Raw genomic sequence first — 12,852 nt, 5'->3', positions numbered from 1 at the left:
ACATGGCCCCGGGTCTGGACGCGGGGCCCTTGCCCGCCTAGGTGTCGGCAGGGGCGAACGCAACACGCCGCAATAAGAGGAGCACGGACCCGTGGCCAGCCAGGCATTCGAGGATATCGTCGAGGATTTCGAACTTCTGGAGGACTGGGAGGACCGCTATCGCTATGTCATCGAACGCGGCCGCGAGATGACGCCGCTGGATGACGCGTTGAAGGTTCCGGCGACCAAGGTCGACGGCTGTGCCAGCCAGGTGTGGCTGCATCCGCGAATCGATGGCGGCATCTTCACCTTCGAAGGTGACAGCGACGCGATGATCGTGCGCGGCCTGATCGCGGTGCTGCGGGCGCTGTACGACGGCACGCCGGTACAACAGGTGCCGGGCATCGACGCCGAGGGCGAACTGGGCCGGCTGTCGTTGCAGGATCACCTGTCGTCGCAGCGCTCCAACGGGCTGCGGGCGATGATCGAACGTATTCGCAAGGTGTCGGCCGAGGCGGCGGCCTGAGCGCCGCTCAGACGCGCGCCGCCAGCGCGGTTTCAAGCCCGCCATAGCCGGTAAAGCGGTATTCGTATTCCAGCCCCAGGCGCGCCGCGCATTCGCGCGCCTTGGCGTCCAGCGCGGGGTCATGGGTCTGGGCCTGATAGACCAGCTTGGTATAGTTGCCGAACATCATTTCTATCAGTTCGGGGTGGCGGTCGAACCCCATTGCGCGCCACACGAAGGCGTCGAACTGGCGCACCAGAAAATCGGTCAGGTAAAAGGCCGTGGCCTCGTTGTGTTCGGAAAACGTGTCGAGCCCTTCGAAAAAGGCATAGCAATGCGGGCCCTCGACCATTTCGACACCCATCTCGGCGCATTTCGCGGCCAGTTGCCCGCCGGTGCCGCAATCGGCGTAGACGACAAATATCTCGTCATAGCTGTCGCGGTTTTCCAGCACAGCCTGTTCAACCGCAGCGGTGATTCGATCGGGGTAGAGATGCAGGCTGGCGGGCAGGCACTGCAGGCTCATGTGATCCCAGCCATTGGCATTCTTCAGCGCCAGGATCTCGCGCGCCAGTGCGCCACAGGCGATCAGCAGGATGCGGCCCGGCCGGATATCGGCAAAGCCCGCTTCGGCCAATGTGATATCGCTGGGAAGGCCGGTCATATCGCGTCACTCCGTCTGGCGCCGGCCCGCGCAGAGGGCGGGCCAATACCGTAGCTGCGACGCTGCCTGGATCAGGCCACTGCGCCCTGGTTGTGCTTGCGGCCGACGAATTCCTTCGCCGTTTCCACAGCAACCGCAGCGTCGCGGCAATAGGCGTCGGCCCCAATGGCGCGGCCGAATTCCTCGTTCAGGGGCGCACCGCCGACCAGAACGATGTAATCCTCGCGGATGCCCATTTCCACCATCGTGTCGATCACGACCTTCATGTAGGGCATGGTCGTCGTCAGCAGCGCGGACATGCCCAGGATGTCGGGCTGTTCGGTCTCGATCGCCTCCAGATAGTTCTCGACCGGGTTGTTGATACCCAGATCGATCACTTCGAAACCTGCGCCTTCCATCATCATCGACACCAGGTTCTTGCCGATGTCGTGGATGTCGCCCTTGACGGTGCCGATCACCATCTTGCCCACGCGGGGGGCACCGGTTTCAGCCAGAAGCGGCTTGAGGATGAACATGCCGCCCTTCATCGCGTTGGCGGCCAGCAGCACCTCGGGAACGAACAGGATGCCATCGCGGAAATCCTTGCCGACGATGGTCATGCCGCCGACCAGGGCCTCGGTCAATACCTTGTACGGCTCCCAGCCGCGCTCGAGCAGAATGTTCACGCCCTCTTCGATCTCTTCCTTGAGACCGTCATAGAGGTCGTCCCACATCTGCTGGGCCAGTTCCTCGTCATCAAGCTCGGACAGGACGATGTCTTCTTCTTCATCGGACATGGGGATTTTCCTTGCCTAGAGTGTGCCGCGCACGGCCTGCTTCGCAGCTATCGCCAAATTGCCGGAGCCGACTTTGCGAATTACGACATGCTCCGTACTGCTACCGACCTATAGCGACAATTCCGGCAAACCGGGCATGAAAGATATCAAAGATAACCATGAATTTCCTGCACCTTTGGGGGCAGCGCGGATGCCTTATTTGCGTCAGCGGCGCCGGCGGCGGCCGCGACTGGCGCGATCGCGCGACGATACCTGCTCTTCCTCGCTGGTGCCGTCGGCGGCCGAAGAGAACGGGCCAAGCGCTGCCGCGATCTGTTCCAGCGTCGGGCGCGGACCCGCGGGGCGGGTTTCCAGCGCCTCGCGCATCTTGGACAGGTGTTCGGACATGGTGCCACAGCAGCCGCCGATGATACGCGCGCCGGCATCACGCGCCAGCACCGCGTATTCGGCCATCAGTTCGGGGGTGCCGTCATAGTGGATATGTCCGTCGACATATTTCGGGATGCCGGCATTGCCCTTGGCGATGATCGGCCGCTCGGTGCCGTGGGCGACAAAGCCCAGAACCGTGCGCATCAGGTCCGACGCGCCGACGCCGCAATTGGCGCCGTAGGCCAGCGGCGGGTGATCCAGTTTTTCGACCAGCGCGGCCAGGTCGGAAGAGGTGACCCCCATCATCGAGCGCCCGGCGGTGTCAAAGCTCATCGTGCCGCACCAGGGCATCCCGGCCAGGGCAAACGCCTCTGCCGCGGCCTTGTATTCACCGGGGGCTGAAATGGTTTCCAGCCACAGCACGTCTGCGCCGCCCTCTTTCAGCCCGTCGGCCTGTTCGTGGAATATCTCGACCGCCAGCTCGTGCGTGAGTTCGCCCATCGGCGCCATGATCTCGCCCGTCGGGCCCACCGAGCCGGCCACGATCACCGGGCGGTCCTGGCGATCTGCCACCTCGCGCCCGATCTCGGCGGCGATGCGCGACAGCGTCCGCGCGCGCCGCTCGGCGCCGTGCAGTTTCAGCCGCGCGGCATTGCCGCCGAAGGAGTTGGTCAGAAACAGGTCGCTGCCCGCATCGACCGCAAGCGTATACAGCTTTTCGATCCGCTCGGGGTGCTCTTCGTTCCACATCTCGGGCGCGTCGCCCGAACTCAGCCCCATGTTGAAAAGGTTGGTGCCGGTCGCACCGTCCGCGAGAATCCACTCGCGGTCTTGCAGCATGCGGGAAAGGGCGTTGGTCATGATCGGTCCTGTTGGATGAAGAGGCGTGCGTGCAGCCTTGCGGCGCGGCTGCGGGGGTGTTTTCCGCAGCCGGCCGGGCGCGGTGTCAGGCTTCTTTCATCACCTGGTCCTTGGCGACGATCGTCAGCTCGTCCATCTTGGCGCGGATGGTGTCGGCATCGGCCAGATCGCCCAGATCCTGAGCCACCTTGCGGATCACGTCCTCGTGCCCGGCCTCTTCGAAATCGGACTTGACCACCTCGATGGCATAGGCATTTGCGTCTTCGCCGGTCTTGCCCAGCAGCTCTGCAGCCCAGAGGCCCAGCAGCTTGTTACAACGCATCTGCGCCTTGAACTTCATTTCTTCGTCATGCTTGTACTTGTTCTCAAACGCGTTTTCGCGATCGTCGAAAGTGGTCATAAGGCCGCTCCCTGGCTGGGCGATTCAATCGCGACAGATATGCCCGCGGGGGGCGCAAACCGCAAGGGGGCAGGGCGCCGCGGTGCCAAAAGGCCGGCTCTGTGCGCTTGCGGCTGCCCCGGCCTTGGACTATTGAGACGCCAAGGCCCCGCGCGACAGGCGCGCCAGGGTCCGCACAGGTTTGGAGTGATCATGGCGCGGCGCAAAAAGATCTACGAAGGCAAGGCCAAGACGCTTTTCGAAGGGCCGGAGCCCGGTACCATTGTTCAGTACTTCAAGGATGACGCCACCGCCTTCAACGCCCAGAAAAAGGACGTGATCGAGGGCAAGGGCGTGCTCAACAACATGCTGAGCGAGTATTTCATGAACGGGCTGACCAATGTCGGCATCCCCAACCACTTCATCCGGCGCCTCAACATGCGCGAACAGCTTGTGCGCGCCTGCGAGATCGTGCCGCTCGAGGTGATCGTGCGCAACTTTGCCGCCGGGTCGATGGCCCAACGGCTGGGCATCGAAGAGGGCACCACCCTGCCGCGCCCGGTTGTGGAATACTGCCTCAAGGACGACAAGCTGGGCGACCCGCTGGTGACCGAAGAACATATCGCCGCATTCGGCTGGGCCAGCCAGCAGGACATGGACGACATCCTCAGCCTGGCGCTGCGGGTCAACGATTTCCTGTCTGGCGTGATGTACGCCGTCGACATCAAGCTGGTTGATTTCAAGATCGAGATCGGCCGCGTCTATGACGGCGATTTCCAGCGCCTGATCGTCGCCGACGAGATCTCTCCCGACAGCTGCCGGCTGTGGGATATCGAGACCGGCAAGAAACTGGACAAGGACGTGTTCCGCCGTGACCTGGGGTCGCTCACCGATGCCTATACCGAGGTGGCCAGGCGGCTGGGCGTGATGCCCAAGGGCGGCACCCACATGACACGGCCGACACTGGTGAACTGAGGATACGGGGCGCAGAAAGGGCAGGGCGATGAAGGCACGGGTGCAGGTGATGCTGAAGGCGGGCGTGCTCGACCCTCAGGGCGAGGCGGTGCGCCACGCGCTGAGGCAGCTGGGATTTGACGGGATCGAGGGCGTGCGCCAGGGCAAGGTGGTAGAGCTGGACCTGGCTGAAACCGACAAGGCAAAGGCCGAGGCGGCCGTTACAGAGATGTGCGAAAAGCTGCTCGCGAACACAGTGATCGAAAGCTATTCGATAGAGGTGTCGTGATGCACGCCGCGGTCATCGTCTTTCCCGGTTCCAACTGCGACCGCGATCTGCGGGTCGCGTTCGAGGATGCGGGCGCCAGGGTCTCGATGGTCTGGCACAAGGATACCGACCTGCCTGCCGATGTCGACGTGGTCGGCATTCCGGGCGGCTTTTCCTTTGGCGATTACCTGCGCTGCGGCGCCATTGCCGCCAATTCCCCGATCTGCCAGGCGGTGGTGGCCCATGCCGGGCGCGGCGGCTATGTGCTGGGCATCTGCAATGGTTTCCAGGTGCTGACCGAAACCGGGCTGCTGCCCGGTGTTCTGCTGCGCAATGCCGGGCTGAAATATGTCTGCAAGCCCGCGCGGCTGACGGTGGAAACCACCGACAGTGTATTCACCCGCGGTTATGAGGCGGGGGCAGAGGTGACCTTTCCCATCGCGCACCATGACGGCAATTATTTCGCCGACGAGGCGACGCTTGACCGGCTCGACGCCGAGGATCGCGTTGCGTTCCGCTATTGCGACAATCCCAACGGCGCGGCCCGCGACATCGCCGGCATCCTGTCGGAAAACCGCCGCGTGCTGGGGATGATGCCACACCCCGAACGCATGGCGGACCCGATTCACGGTAACACCGAAGGCCGGGTTCTGTTTGATACGCTGGTCTCTGCCCTTCAGCCCGCGTGAACGCTTGAGACGGCGCTGGCAGCGGCGTAGTCTGTCGCAATGACCCCGCCCGCCACCACACCCGATCCCAGGCCGCGCGGCGCGATCCGCACGCTGAGTTTGCGCGCGCGCCTGATCCTGCTGGGGTTGGTGGTGCTGGCCATCGCGACCGTGGCGGTCACGAACCGTTTTCTGACCGACCGTTTCACCGAAAGCACCCGCAATCGCGCCGTGGTGCGGCTGGCGCTCTACAGTGGTAACCTGCTGAGCGAGCTGCGCCAGAACGCCATCGTGCCGCAACTGCTGGCCCGCGATCCAACGCTGATTTCTGCGCTGGCCAGCGGCGACTATTCGCAATCCACCCAGCGGCTTATCTCGTTCAACGAGGAAATCTCGGCCGCGTCGCTGACGTTGCTCGACAGGGATGGCCGCGTCGTCGCCTCGACCAACCGTGAAACGCTGGGTGAGAATTATCGCGAATCCCCGGTCTTCGTCGAGGCGCTGAGGTCAAAAGACAATATTTTCAATATCCTGCAGGATGAAGGTCGGCGTTTCCGCTTTTTCTATTCCCGTCGGATGGAAACGCAGGCAGGGCTGGCCGGGGTGATCCTGGTCGAGGTCGGGCTGGGCAAGTACGAACGCGCCTGGTCGGGCATTTCCGACGCCGTGCTGGTGACCGACAGCGAGGGCCGCATCATCCTGGCCACCGAACCGCGCTGGCGCGGCCTGACCGAAGAAGAGGCGCTGGCGCGCGAACCGCCGTCAAGCGCGATCCAGCGGGCGTTGCAGGCCACCGCTGACTGGAACACCCTGCCGCCCGACGCCTGGGTCGAGGGCGAGGCGGTCATGCGCGTGGGCGGGCGGGTCAGCTTTCGCGGCTGGCGCATCGCCAGTTTCACCACCTATGCCAGCGTGCGCGAAAAGGTGAATGGCTTTCTGGCGCTGGAAATCATGTGCTTTGCCATCCTGCTGGCGTTGGCGTTCTATGTGCTGAACCGCCGGGCAACGCTGCGCATGGCGATCTTTCAGCGCGAATCGGCGGAGCTTCGCGCATTGAACGCGCGGCTGCAGCGGGAAATTGCCGAACGTCAGAGGGTGCAGGAGAACCTGGCGGTGGCCGAACAGACGCTTGCGCAAAGCTCCAAGCTGGCGGCCCTGGGCGAGATGTCGGCGGCAGTCAGCCACGAGCTGAACCAGCCGCTGGCGGCGATGAAAACCTACCTTGCCGGCGCGCGTCTGCTGTTGGGCCGCAACCGCCCCGAAGAGGCGGTGACCGCGTTCCAGCGCATCGATGACCTGATCGAACGGATGGGCGCCATCACCAAGCAGCTCAAGTCATATGCCCGGCAGGGCGGCAAGGAGTTTGCCCCTGTAAATCTTGGCGATGCGCTGAATTCCGCGCTGGCGATGATGGAGCCGCAGCTACGTCAGCGACAGGTCAGGATCACGCGAACCCTGCCCGAAACACCGGTGCTGGTGATGGGGGACCAGGTGCGCATCGAACAGGTGATGATCAACCTGTTGCGCAACGCGCTGGACGCCATACGTAACGTCGACGATCCGGCCATCGACATCCTGCTGGCCGCGGGCGAGACGGCGGTGCTGACGGTGCGCGACAACGGCCACGGGCTCGAGGATATCGATAACCTGTTTGAACCCTTCTACACTACCAAGGAGCCGGGCGAAGGGGTGGGTCTGGGGCTTGCCATTTCCTCGGGGATCGTGAACGACATGGGCGGGCGGCTCACCGCGCGCAATGCCGCGGGCGGGGGGGCGCTGTTCGAGATGCAACTGCCGATTCTGCCCGAAGAGCCGCGCACAGGCGGGCAATCCGCGGCGGAATGACAGGCGACGGAGAAAACCGAATGCCAAGTGCCATGAAAATCGCGATCATCGACGACGAACGCGACATGCGCCAGTCAATCAGCCAGTGGCTGGCGCTGTCAGGCTACGACACCGAGGCGTTCGCCTCGGCCGAAGAGGCGCTGAAGGTGCTGGGACCCGACTATCCCGGCATCGTGGTCACCGACATCAAGATGCCCGGAATGGACGGCATGCAGTTTCTCAAGAAGCTGATGGGCACCGATTCCAGCCTGCCGGTGATCATGATCACCGGACATGGCGACGTCCCGATGGCGGTCGAGGCGATGCGCCTTGGCGCCTTCGATTTCCTGGAAAAGCCATTCAACCCCGACCGGATGACGCAACTGGCCAAGAAGGCGGCGAATGCACGGCGGATGACGCTGGATGCGCGCGCGTTGCGGCGCGAGCTGTCGGATGGCGGGCAGCTGATGAAAAAGCTGATCGGCCACAGCCCGGCGATGGAGCGGCTGAAAGAGGATATCCTCGACCTTGGTCAGGCCGACAACCACGTGCTGATCGAGGGCGAGACCGGCACCGGCAAGACGCTGGTGGCGCATGCATTGCATGCGGTGGGCGCGCGGGCAGGCCGCAAGTTCGTGCTGCTGGCCTGCAAGGCGTTCGACGAGGATGCGCTGATTGCCCGGCTATTCGGCCCGTCAGACAACGCCGCCACCCAGCTGCCCGCGGTCGAAGAGGCGCGCGGAGGCACCCTTGTGCTGGAGGATGTCGAGGCGCTGAGCGAGGCCACCCAGGCCCGACTGCTGAGCTTTATCGATGCCGAGGGCACCCCGCCCGAAACCCGCATCATAGCCATCTCGAACATCCAGGAGCAGAATCGCACCTGCGAGGACGTTCTGCGCCCCGACCTGTTTTTCCGCCTGGCCAGCCTGCGCATCACCGTGCCGCCGCTACGCCAGCGGGGCGAGGACATCCTGACGCTTTTCGCCCGCTTCTGCGAACAATTCGCCGAGGATTACGGCTGCGAGGCGCCCCAGGTCAGCGCCCAGGAGGCGGCGCAGCTGTTGCAGGCACCGTGGCCCGGCAATGTCCGCCAGCTGGTCAACATGGCCGAGCGCGCGGTGCTGCAGGCCCGGCGCGGCAGCGGCACCATTACCTCGCTGATGATGTCGGACCACCAGGAAATGCAGCCGGTGATGACGACCGAGGGCAAGCCACTAAAGGAATATGTCGAAGCCTTCGAGCGCATGCTGATCGATAACACCATGCGCCGGCACAAGGGCTCTATCGCCGCGGTGATGGAAGAACTGTGCCTGCCACGGCGCACCCTTAACGAGAAGATGGCCAAGTATGGGTTGCAGCGCTCGGACTATCTCTGAGTCGCCTGAAAAGGTCATTTTCCGATTGTCTTTCCGTCTGTGAAGGCTTTACTGTGAATTGCACCGCCTGCTTTTCATTGTCGGCGGACAAGAGATTTTCTGTATCAGATGCCGGCGGATCGACGTTTCCGCATTTCTGGACAGACCGATCGGACCCGTAAATTTCGGGCCACCCATGTTCCGGCACACCGCAACAGGCGGTAGCGGCCGGTTCCGAATTGGTCCCGCAAGGGGCCGGAGAGCAAGAACCGCGATGAAGCGCGCGCAACCCAGACAGGCAATCTGCACCGGCCTCGCGGCCAGTGTCGGACCCCTTGTACTGCTGGATGTGCGCGGCATTGCCCCCAATCAGATGCCGCCAACCTCTACCGCCCCGCCAGGGTCGGTCGGATGTCCGCGGCCGAGTGATATCACATGGCCAAGAAAATGCTTATCGATGCCACCCACGCGGAAGAGACCCGCGTCGTGGTGGTTGACGGAAACAAGGTCGAGGAATTTGACTTTGAATCAGAAAACAAACGGCAACTCGCCGGTAACATCTATCTCGCCAAGGTAACCCGGGTCGAACCGTCGCTTCAGGCGGCCTTTGTCGATTACGGCGGAAACCGGCACGGTTTCCTTGCCTTTTCAGAGGTCCATCCGGACTATTACCAGATCCCGGTCGCGGACCGAGAGGCGCTGCTGGAAGAAGAGCGCGCCTATGCCGAAGCGCAGGAAGAGGATGGCAACGGCGAAGCTCGTCCCAAATCCCGCGGACATTCGCGCAGAAGCCGGTCCAGGTCGGAGAAGACCACGTCCAAGGATGCGGTGACCGCCTCTGAAGAGATCTCGGGGATGGAAACCATCGACCCCGCTGTCGATGGCGACGCGGATGACGAGGCGGTTTCGCCGATGGAACGCGTGGCCGAGACCCCGGTCGAGGAGCCCGTCGAGAACGGGCAGGAAGACACCGCCGCCGAAAACGACGGCAACAACGGCGATGCCGCCGATGACACGGCGCACGCCGATCAAGACGAGGCGCCGAACGGCGACGACGATGACGCCCGCCCCGATGCCTCGGCGCGCGACGATAGCATCGAATCGATCGCCGAAGAGGACGATCACGAGGATATCCGCCCGCCGCGCAAACCGCGGCCGCGCAAATACAAGATCCAGGAAGTGATCAAGGTGCGTCAGATCCTGCTGGTGCAGGTGGTCAAGGAGGAACGCGGCAACAAGGGCGCGGCGCTGACCACTTACCTCAGCCTTGCCGGGCGCTATTGCGTGCTGATGCCCAACACCGCCCGTGGCGGCGGCATCTCGCGCAAGATCACCAACGCCGCCGACCGCAAGAAGCTCAAGGAAATCGCGTCTGAAATCGACGTGCCCCGCGGTGCCGGGCTGATCGTGCGCACCGCCGGCGCCAAGCGCACCAAGTCGGAAATCAAGCGCGACTACGAATACCTGCTGCGTTTGTGGGAACAGATCCGCGAACTGACGCTGAAATCCATCGCCCCGGCGCAGATCTATGAAGAGGGCAACCTGATCAAGCGGTCGATCCGCGACCTCTATAACCGCGAGATCGACGAGGTTCTGGTCGAGGGCGAGGCCGGCTATCGCGTGGCCAAGGACTTCATGAAGATGATCATGCCGTCCCACGCCAAGAACGTGAAACACTACCAGGATGCGATGCCGCTTTTCGCCCGCTACCAGGTCGAAAGCTATCTGTCCTCGATGTTCAACCCGGTGGTTCAGCTCAGATCGGGGGGCTACATCGTCATCGGTGTGACCGAGGCGCTGGTCGCCATCGACGTCAACTCGGGTCGGGCGACCAAGGAAGGCTCGATCGAGGAAACCGCGCTCAAGACCAATCTGGAGGCCGCCGAAGAGGTGGCGCGCCAGTTGCGCCTGCGCGACCTTGCCGGGCTGATCGTGATCGACTTCATCGACATGGAAGAGCGCAAGAACAACACCGCCGTCGAAAAGCGCCTGAAAGACAAGCTGAAATCTGACCGCGCACGCATCCAGATCGGCCGTATCTCGGGCTTTGGCCTGTTGGAGATGAGCCGCCAGCGCCTGCGCCCCGGCATGATCGAGGCCACGACCCAGCCTTGCCCGGCCTGCCACGGCACCGGGCTGATCCGGTCGGACGACAACCTTGCGCTGTCGATCCTGCGCCAGATCGAGGAAGAGGGCGTGCGCCGTCGCTCGCGCGAGGTACTGGTGCGCTGCCCGGTCGGCATCGCCAACTACCTGATGAACCAAAAGCGCGAACACGTCGCCCATATCGAGGCGCGGTATGGGCTGTCGGTGCGTATCGAGGGCGATCCGGCCTTGGTCAGCCCCGATTTCACGCTTGAAAAGTTCAAGACCGCCACCCGCAGCGTGCCAGAGGCGGCAATGGTGATCTCGGTCGACAGCACCTTGCCGGAAGATATCGTCGAGGAAGAGGAAGCCGAGACCGAAGAGACGGTCGAGACGCCCGAAACCGGCGGCGAAGGAGAAAAACCCAAGAAAAAGCGCCGCAGGCGGCGGCGGTCCAGGTCGCGTTCGCGCAAGGATGACGGGACCGAGACGGAAGAGGGCGCCGAGAACGGGGCCGAATCCGGATCAGAGGGCGAAGCCGAGGCACCTGCCGAAGCACCGGTCGAGGCGGAGGCCGTCGAGGCAGCCGATGCGCCGGCAGAAGAGGCTGAAAAGACCGCCGAAAAGCCCAAGCGCACCCGCAAGCCGCGCACCCGCAGCACCACCAAGGCGGCCAAGCCCGAGGCCGAGGCCGAAACGCCTCCGGAGGCCGCTGATGCAACCCCGGCTGACGCTGCCGAAGCCGCCAAACCGGCCCCAAAAAAGCGCACCACCCGCGCCCGCAAGCCGCGCACCCCCAAAGCGGCAGAGGCGGAACCGGCGCCAGTGGCCGCGACTGCGGACGCAACGCCAGAGCCGGCGCCAGAGCCGGTGGCGGAAACGGCCCCTGAACCTGCGCCGGAACCCGCCCCCGTGCCTGAGCCAGTGCCGGAACCCGCCCCCGTGGCGGAACAGAAACCGGAGCCGGCAGACGCCGCGGATGCAGCTGAGGAACCCGCCAAGGCGCGTGCGCCCAAGCGGCGTGGCTGGTGGGCGCTGGGGCGCTGATAATAACGTGACAGGACCGGCGGGGCCCTAGGCCTGGCCGGTCTTGCGTACCGCGAAGGCGTTAAAGCCGTCGCATTCACTCATGCCCAGGAAATCATGGCCGGATTCGGTGCAGAAATGCTGCACGTCGATCACCGCTGCCGGGTCATCGGCCCAGAGTTCCAGCACCTCGCCGGCGGCCAGCGATTTCAATCTCTTGCGCAGCTTCAGCACCGGCAACGGGCACAACAGGCCGCGGGCATCAAGGGTGTGATCGGGCGTCATGAGGTCCAGATAATCCGGCGCTCACCGCCTGTCCACAAGGTTGTGACATCGCGCCTCGTGACGGTGCCCGGTAATTCGATTATGTGAGGCACATGTTCGGAATCGAAATCATAGACGCCGCGCTCTTGCCGGCGATGACCGTCGCGCTGCTGGCTGGCATCATCTCGTTTCTCAGCCCTTGTGTGTTGCCGGTGGTGCCACCCTACCTTGCCTATATGAGCGGGATCACCCTGCAGGAGCTGTCCAACTCGGGGCAGGCGCGGGCGCGGGCGGTGGTGCCGGCGCTGTGTTTCGTGCTGGGGCTGTCGACGGTGTTCCTGATCCTGGGGTTCGCGGCATCCTCCGCGGGGTTGGCATTCCTGCAATATCAGAGTTATCTCAATACCTTCGCGGGCATAGTTGTGATGATTTTCGGGGCGCATTTCGTCGGTGTCTACCGGATCGGCTTTCTCGACCGCGAGGCGCGGTTCGACGCGGGCGACAGGGGCGGGTCGGCCTTTGGCGCCTATATGCTGGGGCTGGCCTTTGCTTTTGGCTGGACACCCTGCATCGGCCCGCAACTGGGCGCGATCCTGTCGCTGGCGGCGTCCGAGGCATCGGTTGTGCGCGGTACGGCGCTGTTGGCGGTCTATGCTATCGGCCTGGGCGTGCCGTTCCTGCTGGTGGCGGCGTTCCTGCCGCGGCTGACCGGGTTCATGGCATGGATGAAGCGCCACATGGAGCGCATAGAACGCATCATGGGCCTGCTGCTGTGGACGATCGGCCTGTTGATGCTGTCGGGCGGCTTTTCGGCCTTTTCGTTCTGGCTGCTTGAGATGTTTCCGGCGCTCGGGCAACTCGGTTAAGTCTTACTC

General features: G+C 63.7%; 13 protein-coding genes. 8 read left to right on the top strand and 5 right to left on the bottom strand.

All coding sequences use genetic code 11. The annotated features are described in order from the left end of the window. Positions 1–91 precede the first annotated feature (91 nt). The gene (locus DL899_RS04920) at positions 92–505 is read left to right on the top strand and encodes a SufE family protein (RefSeq protein ID WP_111732862.1); all 414 of its coding nucleotides are present in this window, start codon (positions 92–94) and stop codon (positions 503–505) included. Between the two features lie 7 nt (positions 506–512). On the opposite strand, the gene DL899_RS04915 is transcribed toward DL899_RS04920, so the two are convergent. The 4 genes from DL899_RS04915 to DL899_RS04900 all read right to left on the bottom strand — a co-directional run bounded on the left by DL899_RS04915 (position 513) and on the right by DL899_RS04900 (position 3,554). Then, positions 513–1,148 carry a DUF1638 domain-containing protein gene (locus tag DL899_RS04915; RefSeq protein ID WP_111732861.1) on the bottom strand — a complete coding sequence of 212 codons (636 nt, stop codon included), beginning with the start codon at positions 1,146–1,148 and terminating at the stop codon, positions 513–515. Between the two features lie 71 nt (positions 1,149–1,219). Further along, the gene (locus DL899_RS04910; RefSeq protein ID WP_111732860.1) at positions 1,220–1,924 is read right to left on the bottom strand and encodes a corrinoid protein; all 705 of its coding nucleotides are present in this window, start codon (positions 1,922–1,924) and stop codon (positions 1,220–1,222) included. A gap of 204 nt (positions 1,925–2,128) precedes the next feature. After that, the gene (gene bmt / locus DL899_RS04905; protein WP_111732859.1) at positions 2,129–3,154 is read right to left on the bottom strand and encodes a betaine--homocysteine S-methyltransferase; all 1,026 of its coding nucleotides are present in this window, start codon (positions 3,152–3,154) and stop codon (positions 2,129–2,131) included. Positions 3,155–3,239: 85 nt separating this feature from the next. Beyond that, positions 3,240–3,554: a DUF1476 domain-containing protein gene (locus DL899_RS04900; RefSeq protein WP_111732858.1), complete on the bottom strand. Its 315-nt coding sequence runs from the start codon at positions 3,552–3,554 to the stop codon at positions 3,240–3,242. Between the two features lie 192 nt (positions 3,555–3,746). Here DL899_RS04900 and purC point away from each other — a divergent pair, with 192 nt between their 5' ends. The 6 genes from purC to DL899_RS04870 all read left to right on the top strand — a co-directional run bounded on the left by purC (position 3,747) and on the right by DL899_RS04870 (position 11,734). Next, positions 3,747–4,508, top strand: coding sequence for a phosphoribosylaminoimidazolesuccinocarboxamide synthase (purC, locus tag DL899_RS04895; protein ID WP_111732857.1), 762 nt, complete (start codon positions 3,747–3,749; stop codon positions 4,506–4,508). 28 nt (positions 4,509–4,536) lie between these two features. Continuing rightward, positions 4,537–4,776 carry a phosphoribosylformylglycinamidine synthase subunit PurS gene (purS, locus tag DL899_RS04890; RefSeq protein WP_111732856.1) on the top strand — a complete coding sequence of 80 codons (240 nt, stop codon included), beginning with the start codon at positions 4,537–4,539 and terminating at the stop codon, positions 4,774–4,776. Further along, positions 4,776–5,444 carry a phosphoribosylformylglycinamidine synthase subunit PurQ gene (gene purQ, locus DL899_RS04885; RefSeq protein ID WP_111732855.1) on the top strand — a complete coding sequence of 223 codons (669 nt, stop codon included), beginning with the start codon at positions 4,776–4,778 and terminating at the stop codon, positions 5,442–5,444. The genes purS and purQ overlap by 1 nt, the downstream gene beginning before the upstream one ends. A gap of 39 nt (positions 5,445–5,483) precedes the next feature. After that, positions 5,484–7,268 (top strand): sensor histidine kinase, encoded by a 1,785-nt coding sequence (locus tag DL899_RS04880; RefSeq protein ID WP_111732854.1) that lies wholly within the window; start codon positions 5,484–5,486, stop codon positions 7,266–7,268. A gap of 20 nt (positions 7,269–7,288) precedes the next feature. Further along, positions 7,289–8,623, top strand: coding sequence for a sigma-54-dependent transcriptional regulator (locus DL899_RS04875; protein WP_111732853.1), 1,335 nt, complete (start codon positions 7,289–7,291; stop codon positions 8,621–8,623). 414 nt (positions 8,624–9,037) lie between these two features. Further along, the gene (locus DL899_RS04870; RefSeq protein WP_111732852.1) at positions 9,038–11,734 is read left to right on the top strand and encodes an Rne/Rng family ribonuclease; all 2,697 of its coding nucleotides are present in this window, start codon (positions 9,038–9,040) and stop codon (positions 11,732–11,734) included. Between the two features lie 27 nt (positions 11,735–11,761). Here DL899_RS04870 and DL899_RS04865 read toward each other — a convergent pair whose 3' ends face one another. After that, entirely contained in the window at positions 11,762–11,998 is a 237-nt protein-coding gene (locus DL899_RS04865) for a sulfurtransferase TusA family protein (protein ID WP_111732851.1), read from the bottom strand. A gap of 92 nt (positions 11,999–12,090) precedes the next feature. Here DL899_RS04865 and DL899_RS04860 point away from each other — a divergent pair, with 92 nt between their 5' ends. Continuing rightward, a complete protein-coding gene (locus DL899_RS04860) occupies positions 12,091–12,843 on the top strand; it encodes a cytochrome c biogenesis CcdA family protein (protein WP_111732850.1) in 753 nt (250 codons plus the stop codon). Positions 12,844–12,852 lie beyond the last annotated feature (9 nt).

Source organism: Roseovarius amoyensis, assembly GCF_003260265.1.
Lineage (GTDB): Bacteria > Pseudomonadota > Alphaproteobacteria > Rhodobacterales > Rhodobacteraceae > Roseovarius > Roseovarius amoyensis.
Note: the sequence above shows the minus strand (reverse complement) of the source record. Positions and strands in the feature narration are given on the sequence as shown.